This is a genomic window from Cedecea sp. B1(4), assembly GCF_059414925.1.
The window spans coordinates 96,411-113,340 of record NZ_JCAHMZ010000004.1; the positions used below are offsets into that span (position 1 = coordinate 96,411).

Genomic DNA, 16,930 nt, shown 5'->3' on the forward strand with positions numbered 1-16,930 from the left:
CGACTTTGAAAGTCGGCTTTTTTTTGATTGCAGCAAACACCGTTCGTTAAAAATAACACTTAGAGGAAAACAACATGACCCGCCGCGCCATTGGGGTAAGTGAACGCCCGCCCTTACTGCAAACGATTCCGTTGAGCCTGCAGCATCTGTTCGCCATGTTCGGCGCAACCGTGCTGGTGCCAATTTTGTTCCACATCAACCCGGCTACGGTGCTGCTGTTTAACGGCATCGGCACCTTGCTTTACCTGTTCATCTGTAAAGGCAAAATCCCGGCTTATCTCGGGTCCAGCTTCGCGTTTATCTCTCCGGTATTACTGCTGCTGCCGTTGGGGTATGAAGTAGCCCTCGGCGGATTTATTATGTGCGGCGTGCTGTTCTGCATCGTGGCGCTGATTGTGAAAAAAGCCGGTACCGGCTGGCTGGACGTGATGTTCCCTCCGGCGGCGATGGGCGCGATTGTTGCGGTTATCGGCCTTGAGCTGGCGGGCGTGGCGGCTAACATGGCAGGGCTGTTGCCTGCGGAGGGTGCATCCCCGGATTCCACCACCATTATTATCTCGCTGGTGACGCTGGCGGTCACGGTGTTTGGTTCCGTGCTGTTCCGTGGTTTTATGGCCATTATCCCGATTCTCATCGGCGTGCTGGCGGGTTACGCGCTCTCCTTCGCCATGGGCGTGGTAGACGTGACACCAATCCGCGAAGCGCACTGGTTCGCGCTGCCAACCTTCTATACGCCTCGCTTTGAATGGTTCGCTATCTTCACCATTCTGCCTGCTGCGCTGGTGGTTATTGCCGAACACGTGGGCCACCTTGTGGTTACCGCGAATATCGTGAAAAAAGACCTGATTCGCGACCCGGGCCTGCACCGTTCGATGTTTGCCAACGGCATTTCAACCGTGTTCTCCGGCTTCTTCGGCTCCACGCCAAACACCACCTACGGTGAAAACATCGGCGTCATGGCGATCACCCGCGTGTACTCGACCTGGGTTATCGGCGGTGCGGCAATTATCGCCATTCTGCTTTCCTGCGTCGGCAAACTGGCGGCGGCGATTCAAATCATTCCGGTGCCGGTGATGGGCGGTGTTTCTCTGTTGCTGTACGGAGTGATCGGCGCCTCCGGTATTCGCGTGCTGATCGAATCCAAAGTGGATTACAGCAAAGCGCAAAACCTGATCCTGACCTCCGTGATCCTGATCATCGGGGTGAGCGGGGCGAAAGTGCACATTGGTGCGGCAGAGCTGAAAGGCATGGCGCTGGCGACCATCGTCGGCGTGGGCCTGAGCCTTATTTTCAAACTTATCAGCATACTGCGCCCGGAAGAAGTCGTGCTTGACGCGAAAGACAACGACGCGCAGGCCTGATCGTTTCCTCACCGGGCGGATCCTCGCCCGGTTCTAAACCTCAGCCATTCTGTGTTAGACTCGTTTCGATTTTCTGCCTGTTATGGTTGAGGTACTTCTGAATACGCCGGCACAGCTCTCACTGCCACTCTATCTTCCCGACGACGAAACCTTTGCGAGTTTCTGGCCGGGTGACAACCCTTCTTTATTAGCCGCCCTGCAGGCGGTACTCCGTCAGGATCACAGCGGGTACATCTATTTCTGGTCGCGTGAAGGCGGCGGGCGCAGCCATTTGCTGCATGCGGCCTGCGCAGAGCTTTCCCAGCGCGGTGAAGCCGTGGGCTATGTGCCGCTGGATAAGCGCACCTGGTTTGTGCCGGAAGTGCTCGACGGGATGGAGCAGCTGTCGCTGGTTTGCATCGACAATATCGAATGCGTGGCCGGGGATGAGCCGTGGGAAATGGCGATCTTCAATCTTTATAATCGCATTCTGGAATCCGGGAAAACGCGCCTGCTGATCACAGGTGACAGGCCGCCTCGCCAGCTCAACCTGCAGTTGCCTGACCTGGCTTCCCGCCTCGATTGGGGACAAATCTACAAGCTGCAGCCGCTTTCCGATGACGACAAGCTGCAGGCGCTGCAGCTGCGCTCCCGGTTGCGGGGGTTTGAGCTGCCGGAAGACGTGGGGCGTTTCCTGTTAAAACGCCTCGATCGCGAAATGCGAACCCTGTTTATGACGCTCGATCAGCTCGATCACGCCTCGATTACCGCCCAGCGCAAACTCACTATTCCGTTCGTTAAAGAGATCCTCAGCCTGTAGTTTTCCCCGTCCGCTGACGGGGAATGTCGCTTTATACCTGGCGTAATCTTTCTGCCGCAGCGTCCAGCGTCGCTTCCTGCTTGGCAAAGCACAGGCGAATCAGCTTATGCGGGAAAGCATCCGCGCAAAACACCGACAGCGGAATTGCCGCCACACCGACTTCTTTGGTCAGCCACTGGCAGAAACTCACGTCGTCGAGATCGGAGATTGCGCTGTAGTCGGCCAGCAGGAAGTAAGTCCCTTCGCAGGGCAGAATTTCAAACCGGCTGTCCGCCAACGCTTCAACAAAGCGGTCGCGGCGCGCGCGGTAAAACTCCGGCAGTTCACGATAATGTTCCGGTTCGGCACGCAGCATGTCGGCAATCGCAAGCTGCGCCGGGGTATTCACCGCGAACGTCAGATACTGATGAACTTTACGCAGCTCAGCGCTGATGGCCGCCGGTGCCACGCAGTAGCCCACTTTCCAGCCCGTCATATGGAACGTTTTGCCGAAAGAGGACACAGAGATAGCGCGCTCGCGCAGCTGCGGGTGGGCCAGTACGCTGGCGTGGCCTTCTTCGTCGAAACAGATATGCTCGTACACTTCGTCGCTCAGCACGTAGACTTCGTGCTGCGCAATGGCCTGCCACAGCGCGGCAAAATCACTTTTGCGCCAGACGGTAGCGGAGGGGTTGTGCGGCGTGTTAAGAATGACGAGGCGAGTTTTGTCGCTCAGCAGAGCAGCAAATTCTTGCCAGTCGACGCGGAAGTGCGGCGGCTGGAGAGCAATACGTTTCAGAATGCCGCCGGAAAGCGTCACGGCTGGGGCATAGCTGTCATAGCTTGGGTCAAAGCAAATCACTTCATCGCCCGGGCGAACCAGCGCGGTGATGGCGGCATAAAGCGCTTCGGTGGCGCCAGCGGTGACCGTGATATCGGTATTGGCATCCGGCTTGTGGCCGTACAGGGCTTCGGTTTTCTCGGCGATGGCTTCGCGCAGGGCCGGCACGCCGGTCATCGGGGCGTACTGGTTTGCGCCCTGACTGACGTGAAACGCCAGGCGTTCCTGCAGGTAGCGCGGTCCGTCAAAATCCGGGAAGCCCTGGGAAAGGTTAATCGCATTGTGCTGCTGCGCGAGGGCGCTCATTTGCGTGAAAATAGTGGTGCCGAGCGCCGGCAGTTTGCTTTCTGGAATCAAAGGGGAGTGGCTCATTATTCTTCGACCTTAACGTGGTGCGTCTGTTTCCCTGTGTTGCCGGGACTATAACACGATGTTAAGATTTAGCAATCAAGACGCTTAGACGTCTAAATAATAATGACCTCAGTTGCAAACATAACGCAGCGTTAACGGCTGGAGAGATGATGATTCGCGCCATTGTTACCGATATTGAAGGCACCACCAGCGACATTCGCTTTGTGCACAACATCCTGTTCCCGTATGCCCGCGAACGCCTCGCGGGTTTTGTTCGCGAGCAGCAAAATGAAATAGCCCCAATACTCAACGACCTGCGGGCGGAAATTAATGAACCGCAGGCGGATATTGAACGGCTGATTGAGACGTTGTTTAGCTTCATGGATGTAGATCGTAAATCTACCGCGCTAAAAGCGTTGCAGGGACTTATCTGGCGAGATGGCTACGTGAATGGAGACTTCACCGGCCATCTCTATGATGACGTTCTGCCCGCGCTCAAGGCCTGGAAACAGCAGGGCATTGCCCTGTTTGTCTATTCATCCGGCTCGGTGGCGGCGCAGAAGCTGCTTTTTGGCTACAGCGACGCCGGGGATATTACTGAGTTGTTCAGCGGCTATTTTGATACTCACGTTGGAGCTAAGCGTGAAGCGCAGTCCTACCGCAAAATCGCGGCGGAGATCGGCGTGGCACCAGAGTCGCTGCTGTTCTTGTCAGATATTCACCAGGAGCTGGATGCCGCACGGGAGGCCGGTTGGCAAACCGTGCAGCTTATTCGCGGCGAGGCGGATGACGTCAGCCGCCATCGCCAGGTAAACCGTTTCGACCACATTAATCTGGAGTCGTTTTCTTCATGAGCGCATTGACCATTTTTACCGATACCGAAGCAAAGGAGCCGGTATGGCACAGCACGGACGCGCAAGAAATTCGCGAGCAGTTGAACGCCAAAGACGTGCGTTTTGAACGCTGGGAAGCGAACCAGGATTTAGGCAACGACCCAACGCCGGAAACGGTGATCCATGCTTATCAGCATGCTATCGACAAGCTGGTGGCGGAGAAGGGCTATCAGAGCTGGGATGTGATCAGCCTGCGGGCGGATAACCCGCAGAAAGACGTGCTGCGGACTAAATTCCTGTCTGAACATACCCACGGCGAAGATGAAGTACGTTTCTTCGTCGAAGGCGCGGGGTTGTTCTGCCTGCATCTGGACGACAAGGTGTATCAGATCCTCTGCGAGAAGAACGACCTGATTTCCGTCCCGGCCGGGACACCGCACTGGTTTGATATGGGGTCTGAGCCGCATTTTACCGCGATTCGTATTTTTGATAACCCGGAAGGCTGGGTGGCGCACTTTACCGGCGATACGATTGCGGATGCTTATCCACGCTTGCCTTAGCTGTTTAGTTGAGCCTTCCTTCGGGAAGGCTTTTTAGTCCAGCTGTTGTGCCGTTCACCTCCAGCCTCTGGCCGGTTCCGACGGCTTGAGGCTGGCCAGTCAGAGAAAACCGAGGCGATTTAAGCCTAAACCGTGCCTCGCAGTACGAACAATATTTCCCTTAGCCACAGTGTCGCTTCTGGTTTTTTTACCCTTATCCTAACCCTCTCCCAGAGGGAGAGGGCCGGGGTGAGGGGAATTATTTCTTCGGTAAAAATATGCCATCCCGAACCTGTTCCGGTGTTACCACGCCCGTATCCAAAATCCAGCCGCTAATTAATTCTGCCGGGGTAACGTCAAACGCCGGGTTATATACGCTTGCGTTGTCTGGCGCCCACTGCACGCTGCCAAAGCTGCCCGCCACGCCGGTCACTTCACTGGCGGCACGTTGCTCAATCGGAATGGCTTCGCCGTTTGGACAGTTTCTGTCGAGCGTGGTGTGCGGGGCGGCAACATAGAACGGAACGCCGTGATAATGTGCCAGTACAGCCAGGCTGTATGTGCCGATTTTGTTGGCCACGTCACCATTCGCGGCGATGCGGTCCGCGCCCACCCAGATGGCGTCCACCTGCTTTTTCGCCATCAGGCTGGCGGCCATGGAATCGCAAATCAGCTGGTAAGGAATACCCAGCTCCCCTAGTTCCCACGCCGTCAGCCTGCCGCCTTGCAGCAGCGGGCGGGTTTCGTCCACCCAAACGCTCGCGACGTTACCTTCGTTAAATGCCCGCTGAATAACGCCCAGCGCGGTGCCCACGCCTACGGTAGCCAACCCGCCGGTATTGCAGTGGGTCAGCAGGCGGCTACCGGGTTTAACCAGCGCCGCACCCGCCTGGGCGATGTTATCGCACAGCACTTTATCTTCTGCCACCAGCCGCAGCGCTTCTTCTTCGAGCGCAGCCACAACATTTTCCTGAGCCAGCGCCTGCTTCATGCGGTCGAGGTTATTCATCAGGTTCACCGCCGTCGGGCGGGACGCCCGCAGGGTTTCCAGCGCTTCAGCGAGCTGAGCTTTTGTCAGCCCTTGCTCCGCCAACAGCGCCAGCAGCAGGCTGGCGGAAAGGCCGATGAGCGGCGCGCCGCGTACGCTGAGGGCGTGAATATGCGCGACCAGCTGTGACACGGTGTGCGCCGGGAGCCAGTTTTTCTGCTGCGGCAGCGCCTGCTGGTCAAGGATCCAAAGCTGGTTATCACGCACTTCAAGGCTGGTGGTTTTTAAATTATGCATTCGTGTTAATTCCATGTTGCGTTGTTGCGGTATATTGTGCCAACATGACTTCCAGATGTATAGACGTCCAAACGTCTTAATTAACTTTATTTCTGAGAGGATCGCCATGTCGCAATACCGCACTTTTACCGCCGCTGACGCAGTGGCCTATGCTCAACAGTTTGGCGGGCTGCAGACGCCGTCTGAGCTGGTGGAGGCGCAGGAAGTGGGCGACGGCAACCTCAATCTGGTGTTTAAAATCTTTGATACGCAGGGCATCAGCCGGACTATCGTGAAGCAGGCGCTGCCGTATGTGCGCTGCGTGGGCGAGTCCTGGCCGCTGACGCTGGATCGCGCTCGCCTTGAGGCGCAAACCCTGGTGGAGCACTACCAGCACAGCCCGGAACACACGGTCAACGTGGTGCATTACGACCCAGAGTTGGCGGTGATGGTGATGGAAGATCTCTCCAGCCATCGCATCTGGCGCGGCGAGTTGGTGAAGGGAGTTTATTATCCTCAGGCGGCCAGCCAGCTTGGTGAGTATCTGGCAAAGGCGCTGTTCCACACGTCAGATTTTTATCTGCATGCACATGATAAGAAGGCGCTGGTTGCCCGCTTTATCAACCCGGAAATGTGCGAAATCACCGAAGATCTGTTCTTTAACGATCCGTATCAGATCCACGAGCGAAATAACTACCCGGCCGCGCTGGAACAACAGGTTGCCGCGCTGCGAAGCGACAGCGACCTGAAGTTGGCCGTGGCGTTACTGAAGCATAAATTCTTTTCCAGCGCTGAAGCGCTGTTGCACGGCGATATCCACAGCGGGTCGATTTTCGTTGCGGAAGGTAGCCTGAAAGCGATCGACGCTGAATTTGGTTACGTGGGCCCGGCCGGGTTTGATCTTGGGACCGCCATCGGCAACCTGCTGCTGAACTACTGTGCGCTGCCGGGGCATTTTGGTCCACGGGACGCAGCCAGCCAGCGTGAACAGCGCCTGAAGGATATTCAGGAACTGTGGCTGAGCTTCTCAGAGCGCTTTACGGCGCTTGCCCGCGAGAAAACACGCGACGCGGCGCTGGCAACGGAAGGCTATGTTGAGCACTACCTGCAAAAAGTGTGGGTTGATGCGGTAGGCTTCTGCGGCACCGAACTGATTCGCCGCTCGGTTGGTTTGTCGCACGTTGCCGATCTGGAAAGTATTGAGGATGAGGCGGCGCGCCTGGCCTGTGTCAGCCACGCGATTGAGCTGGGCAAGTTTTTGATTCTGATCGCCGGGCAGGTGAATTCGGTGGATGAGTTTATTGCCAGAGTTCGGCAGAAGGGGTGAGTTTCTCTGCTACGTTAGATTTAAATAGGGTCTATGTGGGTCTAGAGAAAGGTTCCGTTCACTTCCAATCCCGTTTCATATGTGACCACCGAACCGGTGAACGTGTCAGGTGGCATTACGCCATGCCCCCTGACAACCCCCGGCGCTCGGCAAGCTCATCGCCGCTGAAGCGGTAAACCCACCGGCTATCACCCAAACATTCGGGGTTGTTCGCGATTCGTTCCCGACGATCGCTCTCTTTCGCTGTTCCCGACAGCTCAACCCCGCTTGAGTTGTGTCATCACCGGGGGCGCTGAGAGCCGGGGACAAGGACGTGGCTGTGGGTCTTGCAGCAACGTTAGCGTTCCGCGTGGCTATGAGCTTGAAACGAGGCACGGTTCCGGCTTAAATCGCCTGCGTTTTCTCTCCGACTGGCCAGGGCCCGGCCGCCGGAAACGCATCTCAGGCGACCCTGGACTGGGAGATAAAACGGAGGTCTGCCGCTTCAGCGGTTGATTTATTTGGCCGGGAGTCCAGGGTCTCGGGGGAGTGACGGTGACTCCCCCGAGCCGTTCACAAGCTGGGGTGCGACATATCTGACAGGGCTGGAAGTGAACGGAATTTCATCCGTATCTGCATAAAAATTATCAATGTCAAAGCAATTGCCTCTTTAAGTCAAACTACCCCAAATACTCAATAATCGACAACCCGCCGTTATAATCCGTGCTGTACACAATCCCCTGAGCGTCGACAAAGACATCACAGGACTGGATCACCCGTGGGCGTCCAGGGCGAGTATCCATCATCTTTTCCGGGGCGGCAGGTACCAGCGCACCTGTTTCTACCGGGCGGTACGGGTTGGAAATATCGTAGGCTCGCACGCCAGCGTTCTGATACGTCGCGAAAATTAGCGTATCGCTGATAAAACTGCCTGGGCGGTTTTCGTGCAGATTATGCGGGCCGAAATGCGCGCCTTTCGCCACATAATCAATCTCATCCGGCTGCGGGAATGTGGAGATGCTGACCGGGTTCGACGGGGTGCGAATATCGAACAGCCAAATCAGCTTCTCGCCGTCCTCCTGATTGTCCAGCACCGCTTCGTCGAGTACTACCAACAAATCGCGATTCGGCAGCGGCAGCGCCGTATGGGTACCGCCGCCAAAGGGCGGGCTCCAGTTACGGTGGCTGATGAGCTGCGGCTGAGCGCGATCGGAAACGTCCAGCAGCGTCAGGCCGCCGTCGCGCCAGCTGGCATACGCCGTGTCGCCGCTGATAATCGCGTGGTGTAGCGCATAGCGTTTGCCTTCCGGCCAGGTGGGCTGCTCGCCTGCGGCGGTGTTCATGCCCGGCAGCCACCAGTTGCCTGCCACCTGCGGATTGCGCGGGTCGGCGAGGTCGATAGTCAGGAAGATATAATCGCTAAACCCATCGATCAGCGCGGAAACATAGGCCCAGCGGCCGCCCACGTACCAGCAGCGGTGGATGCCGATGCCGCTCAGCGACAGAAAACTGATTTCTTTAGGCTTGTCCGGCGTGGAGATATCGAAAATGCGTAACCCGGCGCTCCAGCCTTTGTCCTGCACGTCGCGAACCGTTTCGCCAACCGATTTGGTGTAGTAAACCTTCTCATCGGCGAAGCGCACGTCGGCAAACAGATCCCGGGCGTTAATCACCAGCAGCAGGTCGTCGTGCGCCTGCAGGTGAATATTCCAGGTGCCCGGCGGCGCAGGCATGAAGCCCGCCGCTTTCGGGTTTTTAGGATCGCGGACGTCCACAATCGAAAAGCCCTGCGACACCATATGGCCGATATACGCATATCCCCGGTGCACCATTAGCTGCACGCCGTCCGGTTTTCCTCCCTGATCGCTATGGCCGATCAGCCGCATATTGCGGCTGTATTCGGGTTGTGGCAGTGCCATTGCGGAACTCCTTATTTATTTTTCGCTTCGAGCGTGGCGAACCACGGCGCGATAAAGTCGTCGGTCTGGCCCCAGCCTGGAATGATTTTGCCCAACGAAGTGACGTTGACCGGGCCAGGCTGGTTGGCTAGCAGAGCCTGCGGAATGGCTGCGGCTTTAAAGTCGTAGGTCGCAGGCGTTTGTTCCCCGGCGATCTTGTAGGCCACCAGGCGCACGTTGGTGGCACCGATCAGCTTCGGATCGACCGCCACGCTGACTTTCCACGGACTGTTGGCTTCGCGCATCAGCTGAATGTCCTGGTTGGAAACGTCGATGCTATAGAGCTTAATTTCGGTACGGCCGTTTTCCTGCAGCGCTTTATAGGCGCCCTGGCTGAAGGCATCCCAGGTGCCCCAGATTGCGTCGATCTTGCCTTTCGGGTACTTCGCCAGCACTGCGCCCACTTTGTTGGCGGTGTCGCCCTGCACGTCGGAAGAAACCGCGCCGATGGACTCCAGCTCTTTAATGCCCGGGTTGGCTTTCAGCAGTTCCTGATAGGCGGCCTGGCGGCGTTCCATCGGTGGGAAACCGGCCACCCACAGCTTGATGATGTTGGCTTTGCCGTTGAAGTCTTTGACCAACTGGCCGAAGGAGAGGCTGGTCAGCGAGGCGTCGTCCTGCTGGGTGACGGTCACGCCGGGAATGGTGCCGTTTACAGCGGTATCAAAGACCGACACCGCAATGCCTGCGGCTACGGCTTTTTTCACCAGTTCGGTGGAGTAAGGATCGCGACCCTGAGAAAGAATAATCCCGTCATACTTCTGGCTGATCGCCTGGTTCACAAAGTCCTGGAAGCGGGCGTCGTCGCCGTTGCTCAGGAACGTGCTGACCTTGAAGCCCAGCTTTTTAGCCTGTTGAACCGCACCTGCGACAAACTGCGTGGTGTTGTCGTCGGAGCCCAGGTTGCGGATCACGGCGATGCGGATTGGGCCGTCGTGGGCGGCGATTTTTTCCGGCACCGGCGATGGCGTGGCGGCGTGGCCCGGCAGAGCGGCAAGCAGGCTAAGCGCCAGCAGTGAAGTTGTCAGTTTTTTCATGGTCGTTACCCTGTGTGAAGTTGTTGTTTTAGCGTCGTTGTATGTAAGTAATTGCCAGTGCGGCAGCCAGCACCAGGCCTTTAATAATGTCCATCGCGTAATAGGGCACGGAGAGCATCACCAGCCCGTTTTGCAACACGCCCAGAATCACCGCGCCTACCAGCGTGCCGAGCGCGTTAGGTTTACCGGAACCTGCCAGAGAGAAACCAATCCAGGCGGCAGCTACGGCATCCATCAGGTAGCCGCCACCGGCGTTAACCTGTGAAGAGCCAATACGTGAGGCCAGCAGGATGCCGCCCAAACCTGCCAGCAGCGAGGCCAGCACGTAGGCCGCCACGCGGTAACGGGTGGTGCGAATGCCGGACAGGCGAGCCGCCTCCGGGTTGCCGCCGATGGCGTACATCCGGCGGCCATGTTTGGTCAGAGAGAGCGCGAGTTGTGCGACCAGCGTAACCACCAGCATGATGATGACGATGGTCGGCACCTGCCCGAGCAGGCCAAAGGCGGCGGGAATCGTCCCTTCCGCCATGTCGCCGCTCGGCAGCACCATGTTTTCGGTGATCGAGCCACCGTAGCTGTAGGTCATCGCCACGCCCTGAATCACAAACAGGCTGGCAAGCGTGGCAAGCATGTCGGGAATTTTTAGCACCACGATCAGGAAGGCGTTGAATAGCCCGACCAGCGTGCACAGCACCAGGGTGATAAGAATCGCTTCGGTGGTGCCGAAGCCGTGCCAGACGAACAGCGAAATCACCAGCGCGTTTGCCAGCGAGGCGGTCGAGCCGACCGACAAATCAAACCCGCCCACGGTGAGCGAGATTGACACGCCGATGGCGATCACCGTCACGATGGCGATGGAGCGCAGAATGTTGATGATGTTGTTCGGCTCAAGGAAACTGTCGGACGCGATGCCGAACAGCGCCACCAGGGCCACCACGGTGAGCAACATCCCCCATTTGTAGAGAAAGTCAAAGAACTGCTGGCGGCCTGACGCGCTGGCCTTAAGGGATAATGCTTTGCTCACGCGGGGGTTCCTCCGGTGGAGTAGAGTAATAAGGTTTCTTCGGTGGCCTGGTGGCCGTCCAGTTCAGCGACGATGTGCCCGTCCCACAGTACGCAGATGCGATCGCACAGCCCGACCAGCTCGGCAAATTCGCCCGAGGCGTAAATCACCCCTTTGCCACGGCGGGCCAACTTATCAATCAGCACGAAGAGGTCGGTTTTGGCTTTGATGTCTACGCCTTTGGTTGGCTCATCAAAAATCAGCACGTCGGCTTCGTTGCGCAGCCATTTGCCGATGGCCACTTTTTGCTGATTGCCGCCGGACAGGCGGCGCAGCGTTTGCGCCGGGCCGCTGGTGCGAATGCCCAACTGCTGAATGGTCTCCTCCGCCCAGCGCCTGGCTTTGCGGTAGTCGAACAGCCCCCAGCGGGTAAACTGGCTGTCGGCGCTGACGGCGAGATTCATGGTGACCGACTCGTCGATAAAAATACCTTCTTTGCGGCGCTCCTCCGGCACCAGCACAATGCCGCGAGTGACGGAATCCGCCGGGTCGGTCGGGCGCCAGGCCTTGCCTTTTAGTTCGCCACCCTCAAGCGTGCTGCGGGTGGCGCCGAACAGCGCTTTGCAAAGCTCGGTTTTCCCCGCTCCGGCGAGGCCCGCAATGCCCAGAATTTCGCCTTTGCGCAGGCGCAACGAGATGTCGCGCAGCAGCGCATCGTCATGCAAACCTTCCACCGCCAGCAGCGTGTCGCCTTCAACCGGCGGGCGGTGAGGGGGATAAATATCGTCCAACTGGTGGCCCAGCATTTTCTCGACAATCTCTTCGCCGCTGAGATGCCCCATCGGGCCGCTGTCCACCAGCTTGCCGTCGCGAAGCACCGTCATCTGGTCGCAAATGGCTTTTAGCTCGTGAATGCGGTGTGAGATAAACACCACGCCGATGCCACCGCTTTGTAGTCGCTGCACGACGCGGAAAAGATGCTCGCTTTCCTGGCTGTCCAGCGGAGCGGTGGGTTCGTCGAGGATCAGAAAGCGGCAATGGTGAGAGAGCGCCCGTGCCAGCAGGATTTGCTGTTTTTCCGCCAGGGTGCATTGCTCAATACGTTTTTTGACGTCGATCTCCACGTCGAGCTGCGCCAGCGCTTCGCGAGCCTGCCGGTAAATTTTCGACCAGCGGTAGACATGCCCCGTTTCGGCCAGCTTATCGAGCATGATGTTTTCCGCCACGCTCAGGCCCGGCACCAGGGCAACGTCCACTTCCTGCTGCACCAGATGGATCCCCAGCAGTTTGGCGTCACGCGGGCTGCGGATCGTCACCGTTTCACCGTCGATCAGGATTTTGCCCTGGTAACCCTCGTGCGCGCCGGAAAGCACCGCCATCAACGTGGATTTACCCGCGCCGTTTGCGCCGGTTAAAGCATGTACCGAGCCGCCCTCCAGCCGGAAACTCACCTGGCTCAGCGCGTTAAAGCCCGCGAAGGCGATAGAGATTTCTCGCATCTCAAGGCGGTTAAGCGTGGTCATAGCGGCGGCGGCTTCCGGGTTTAATGAATTGATCTGTCGAATTTTTAACGGCCTTCTGGGTTGCGGGCAATGAACGAAAAGACATAAGATAAAGCAAAATGATATTAGCCGTCCAGATGTCTGGACATATCATCGGCATAGAATATATCCCGCCAGCGAAGAAAAGGAAATGCATCATGACCAGCACCGCTATCCGCGTGGTTACCGGCCCCGCGAATTACTATTCACACCCCGGCAGCCTTGCCCGTCTGACTGAGTTTTACAGCGAAGATCAGCTGAATAACGCGGTCTGGATCTACGGCGAACGTGCGTTTGCGGCGGCCCGGCCTTTCCTGCCGGCGGCGTTTTCGCTGCCAGGCGCGAAGCATATTCAGTTTGGTGGGCACTGCAGCGAAAGCGACGTGCAGAGGCTGGTGGCGGAGTCTGGTGAACGTCAGGTGGTGATCGGCCTCGGCGGTGGAGCGCTGCTGGATACGGTCAAAGTGGTTGCTCGTCGGCTGAATGCACCAGTGGTGGCGATCCCGACCATCGCGGCAACCTGCGCGGCCTGGACGCCGCTGTCCGTGTGGTACAACGACGCAGGGCAGGCGCTGCGCTTCGAGATTTTCAACGATGCTAACCATCTGGTGCTGGTGGAGCCGGAAATTATCCTGCGTGCGCCGCAGGAATATCTGCTGGCCGGCGTCGGCGACACGCTGGCGAAGTGGTACGAAGCGGTGGTGCTTAGCCCGCAGCCGGAAAATCTGCCGCTGACCGTGCGCCTCGGCATTGGTGCGGCGCTGGCGATCCGCGATGTTTTGCTGGAGAGCAGCGAGCAGGCGCTGGAAGATCAGCGCCAGGGCAAGTTAAGTCAGGCGTTTCTGGACGTGGTCGAGGCGATTATTGCCGGGGGCGGGATGGTGGGCGGCCTGGGCGAACGTTACACCCGCGTTGCCGCCGCGCATGCCGTCCATAACGGGCTGACGACGCTGCCGCAAACCGACCGCTTCCTGCACGGCACGAAAGTGGCCTACGGGATTCTGGTGCAGAGCGCACTGCTGGGGCAGGACGATGTTCTGGCGCAGCTGACGCAGGCCTATAAGCGTTTCAATCTGCCAACGAAACTGGCGCAGCTGGATGTGGATATCCATAATCGTGCCAACCTGAATAAGATGATTGCCCGTACTTTACAGGCCGGGGAGTCGATTCATGCGCTGCCGGTGGCGCTGTCGCCGGAGAGTTTGCTGGCGGCGCTGGAGAAGGTTGAGGCGTTGTAAGGTTTGCCCCTCCCCCTAACCCTCTCCTCACAGGGGAGAGGGCCGGGGTGAGGGGACAAATTGCTCCCTACGCTCATTTCCCTTCAGCTTAACTGCAACTCCCGCACCAAACTAAACGCCTGCTTCATATGATCCTCGCTGACGATAAACGCCCTTAGCTGCTGCGCAGCGTCCATCCCTTTGGCAATCAGCCCTTGCGGGCTGGCGCTAATCTGCCAGACCAGGTCGCGGCGGTGGGTTTCTCCGGCCAGGTGCAGCGGCATCTCCGGCGTTTTCACCTTGACCAGCATCGCCGGAAGAGAAAGCGCGTCGCTCGCCCCGAGCAGGTTTTTCGCCAGCGTCATGGCGCTGAGCTGAATCGGCTGCAGGAACGGCAGCACTTTGCCATCGATTTCTGCGCAGTCGCCGAGGGCGTAAATATTCGGATCGGATGTTTGCAGCTGGCTGTTCACCTTGATGCCCCTGTTAACCTCAAGCCCTGCATGCTGGGCCAGCCCAACGTTCGGGCGCAGGCCGATGGCGGACACTACCGCATCAACTTGCAGCTCACGTCCGTTGTTGAGCGTGGCACACAGCCCTGACTCCGCCTGACTCACCGCTGCCAGACGCTGGTTGAACAGTAGCTCGACGCCCATCTGGTTCAGGCGGGATTGCAGGCGGCCGCTAACCTCTGCCGGAAGCAGCGACGCCATCAGGTGGCTGGCGTTATCCACCAGCACGACCTCTTTGCCCGCACGGCAGAAGTCCATCGCCAGCTCGCTGCCGATCAGCCCGCCGCCGAGGATCATCACCCGCCGGGCGTCGCGCAGCCGGGCTTCACAGGCCTGATACTCCTGCTGACTGTTGAGCGTCGTCATCAGCTCTTTGCCGGCAACGGGCGGCAGCAGGGCGGAAGAGCCGGTCGCCAGCACCAGCTTGTCGTAGTGCCATTGCTGCTCGCCGCAGCTGACCCGTTTATTTTTGGGGTCAAGGCTGCTGACCCAGCTATTGGCGTGCAGCGTCAGGTTGAACTGCTCCGCAAACGCGCCAGCCTGCTGGCGGGTCATCGCTTCGGCTTGCTGATTTAAACTGATGACGTGGCTCAGGTCCGGTTTGTTGTACTCGTCGGCGCTGTCGGCGGCAATAAGCCGGATGGGCACCTCTGCGCTGTGTTTGCGGATATTTTTCACCAACTGGCGGGCGGCAAAGCCCGAGCCGACTATCACAATGCCGTTGTTCATTTGGCCTCCGTTGCCAGTTCGTCGAAGACGTCTTTGCCCAGCGAACATTCAGGGCACAAGAAACTGTCAGGCACTTCGCTCCATGGCGTGCCTGGCTCAACGGCCTGCATCGGTTCGCCCTGGGCTGGATCGTAAATCCACTGGCAAACGCTGCACTGCATGCAGGGGCCGAGGTCGGCGCCGGTGGATTCTGCTTTTGCTTCTTCGGCTAGCGGAGCGACGGAGATTGAAGCCTGAGCCACCGGCAGCGGGGAGAGCGCCCACTGGCGGGCGATTTCGCGACCGTGTTCGCGGCAAAGTTCCAGGGCGTTGCCGTCCGGACGCCATTTCGCCTTCAGGCTGAGGGACATTTCAAACCCGGCGTCCTGCAGACGGGTGGAAAGGCGATCGACCGCGCCGCCGCTCCAGCCGTGGGAGCCGAAGGCGCTGGCGCGTTTGTTGCGGAAGCGCAGCCCGGTTATCTCTTCCACCAGCCCGGCGATTTTCGGCATCATCACGTTGTTCATGGTGGAGGTGCCGACCAGCACGCCTTTCGAGCGGAACACGTTGGTCAGAATTTCGTTTTTATCGCTGCGCGCCACGTTGAAGATTTTCACCGCCACGCGTGGGTCAACTTCGTGAATGCCCTGGGCAATGGCGTCCGCCATCATGCGGGTGTTGTTCGACATGGTGTCGTAGAACAGCGTGATGCGGTCTTCCTGGTAATCGGCGGCCCATTTCAGGTACAGCTCAACGATTTGCGTCGGGTTGTCGCGCCAGACCACGCCGTGGGAAGTGGCAATCATCTCCACCGGCAGATTGAAGCCGAGGATTTCGGTAATTTTCGGCGTTACCAGGCGGCTGAACGGCGTCAGGATGTTGGCGTAGTAGCGCTGGCATTGTTCGAACAGCTCGGTCTGATCCACTTCGTCGTTAAACAGATGTTCATCGCAGTAATGTTGGCCGAAGGCGTCGTTGCTGAACAGCACCGCGTCGCCGGTCAGGTAGGTCATCATGCTGTCCGGCCAGTGCAGCATTGGCGTTTCAACGAAGATCAGCTGTTTGCCATTGCCGATGTCCAGGCTGTCGCCGGTTTTCACCACCTTAAAGTTCCACTCCGGGTGATGGTGGTGACCATTAATGGAGTCGATGCCGTTGGCGGTGCAGTAGATTGGCGTGTGCGGGATGCGTGACATCAGCTCGGTCAGCGCTCCCGCGTGGTCTTCTTCTGCGTGGTTGATAATGATGTAGTCGAGCGTGTTAAGGTCAATTTCACGCTCAAGGTTTTGCACAAACTCGCGGCTGAACTTGTGGTCCACAGTATCGATCAGGACAGTTTTCTCTTCGCGAATGAGGTAGCTGTTGTAGCTGCTGCCGCGCAGCGTTTTATATTCGGTGCCGTGAAAATCACGCACTTCCCAGTCACGTTGCCCAACCCACTGAATGTTGTTTTTAACCTGAATAGCCATTGAGAACCTCATTGATGTCATAGCGTTAAGTACTTCAATGACTGTGTTATTGCGAGTATCGTGCCAGTTTTATAATTTATTGATTTTTAATTATTTGTTGTTTTTTGTGTTCTTTTTTATTGTCATAATGACATTTTTGTTTTTGGTCATAATGACTCTGATGTTTGTCATTTTGACTATTCAGGCGTAAGCTGAACGCCTCGCGTTCCAGG

General features: G+C 57.9%; 14 protein-coding genes. 6 read left to right on the forward strand and 8 right to left on the reverse strand.

The genetic code is table 11. The features are described 5' to 3' along the window. The first annotated feature begins 74 nt into the window (after window positions 1-74). Window positions 75-1,361, forward strand: a complete 1,287-nt coding sequence (uraA, locus tag ACR6JA_RS10085) for a uracil permease (RefSeq protein ID WP_039296041.1) — start codon at window positions 75-77, stop codon at window positions 1,359-1,361. 97 nt (window positions 1,362-1,458) lie between these two features. Next, entirely contained in the window at window positions 1,459-2,160 is a 702-nt protein-coding gene (locus ACR6JA_RS10090) for a DnaA inactivator Hda (RefSeq protein WP_213715630.1), read from the forward strand. Window positions 2,161-2,191: 31 nt separating this feature from the next. Here the strand turns inward: ACR6JA_RS10090 and ACR6JA_RS10095 are convergent, their stop codons facing one another. Beyond that, window positions 2,192-3,352, reverse strand: coding sequence for a pyridoxal phosphate-dependent aminotransferase (locus ACR6JA_RS10095; RefSeq protein ID WP_494492671.1), 1,161 nt, complete (start codon window positions 3,350-3,352; stop codon window positions 2,192-2,194). Window positions 3,353-3,501: 149 nt separating this feature from the next. Here ACR6JA_RS10095 and mtnC point away from each other — a divergent pair, with 149 nt between their 5' ends. Together mtnC and ACR6JA_RS10105 are read left to right on the forward strand one after the other, a co-directional pair. Further along, the gene (gene mtnC, locus ACR6JA_RS10100) at window positions 3,502-4,185 is read left to right on the forward strand and encodes an acireductone synthase (protein WP_494493243.1); all 684 of its coding nucleotides are present in this window, start codon (window positions 3,502-3,504) and stop codon (window positions 4,183-4,185) included. Then, window positions 4,182-4,724, forward strand: a complete 543-nt coding sequence (locus ACR6JA_RS10105; protein ID WP_494492672.1) for a 1,2-dihydroxy-3-keto-5-methylthiopentene dioxygenase — start codon at window positions 4,182-4,184, stop codon at window positions 4,722-4,724. Before mtnC ends, ACR6JA_RS10105 begins: the two co-directional genes overlap by 4 nt. Before the next feature lie 238 nt (window positions 4,725-4,962). Here the strand turns inward: ACR6JA_RS10105 and mtnA are convergent, their stop codons facing one another. Then, complete coding sequence (mtnA, locus tag ACR6JA_RS10110; protein WP_494492673.1) at window positions 4,963-5,988, reverse strand: S-methyl-5-thioribose-1-phosphate isomerase; 1,026 nt, start codon at window positions 5,986-5,988, stop codon at window positions 4,963-4,965. A 106-nt stretch (window positions 5,989-6,094) separates the two neighbouring features. Between mtnA and mtnK the strand changes: the two genes are divergently transcribed. After that, complete coding sequence (gene mtnK / locus ACR6JA_RS10115; RefSeq protein ID WP_494492674.1) at window positions 6,095-7,294, forward strand: S-methyl-5-thioribose kinase; 1,200 nt, start codon at window positions 6,095-6,097, stop codon at window positions 7,292-7,294. A gap of 659 nt (window positions 7,295-7,953) precedes the next feature. Here mtnK and ACR6JA_RS10120 read toward each other — a convergent pair. The 4 genes from ACR6JA_RS10120 to ACR6JA_RS10135 are packed head-to-tail and all read right to left on the reverse strand — an operon-like array spanning window position 7,954 to window position 12,794. Continuing rightward, the gene (locus ACR6JA_RS10120) at window positions 7,954-9,192 is read right to left on the reverse strand and encodes an LVIVD repeat-containing protein (protein ID WP_213715588.1); all 1,239 of its coding nucleotides are present in this window, start codon (window positions 9,190-9,192) and stop codon (window positions 7,954-7,956) included. 11 nt (window positions 9,193-9,203) lie between these two features. Further along, the gene (locus ACR6JA_RS10125) at window positions 9,204-10,268 is read right to left on the reverse strand and encodes a sugar ABC transporter substrate-binding protein (protein WP_213715589.1); all 1,065 of its coding nucleotides are present in this window, start codon (window positions 10,266-10,268) and stop codon (window positions 9,204-9,206) included. A gap of 28 nt (window positions 10,269-10,296) precedes the next feature. After that, window positions 10,297-11,292 (reverse strand): ABC transporter permease, encoded by a 996-nt coding sequence (locus ACR6JA_RS10130; protein WP_008460348.1) that lies wholly within the window; start codon window positions 11,290-11,292, stop codon window positions 10,297-10,299. Next, window positions 11,289-12,794, reverse strand: coding sequence for a sugar ABC transporter ATP-binding protein (locus ACR6JA_RS10135; protein ID WP_494492675.1), 1,506 nt, complete (start codon window positions 12,792-12,794; stop codon window positions 11,289-11,291). The genes ACR6JA_RS10130 and ACR6JA_RS10135 overlap by 4 nt, the downstream gene beginning before the upstream one ends. Window positions 12,795-12,970: 176 nt before the next feature. Here ACR6JA_RS10135 and ACR6JA_RS10140 point away from each other — a divergent pair, with 176 nt between their 5' ends. Beyond that, window positions 12,971-14,050 carry an oxidoreductase gene (locus tag ACR6JA_RS10140; protein WP_213715592.1) on the forward strand — a complete coding sequence of 360 codons (1,080 nt, stop codon included), beginning with the start codon at window positions 12,971-12,973 and terminating at the stop codon, window positions 14,048-14,050. A gap of 83 nt (window positions 14,051-14,133) precedes the next feature. Here the strand turns inward: ACR6JA_RS10140 and norW are convergent, their stop codons facing one another. Together norW and norV are read right to left on the reverse strand one after the other, a co-directional pair. Then, window positions 14,134-15,270 (reverse strand): NADH:flavorubredoxin reductase NorW, encoded by a 1,137-nt coding sequence (gene norW / locus ACR6JA_RS10145; protein WP_213715593.1) that lies wholly within the window; start codon window positions 15,268-15,270, stop codon window positions 14,134-14,136. Beyond that, a complete protein-coding gene (gene norV, locus ACR6JA_RS10150) occupies window positions 15,267-16,718 on the reverse strand; it encodes an anaerobic nitric oxide reductase flavorubredoxin (RefSeq protein WP_494492676.1) in 1,452 nt (483 codons plus the stop codon). The genes norW and norV overlap by 4 nt, the downstream gene beginning before the upstream one ends. Window positions 16,719-16,930 lie beyond the last annotated feature (212 nt).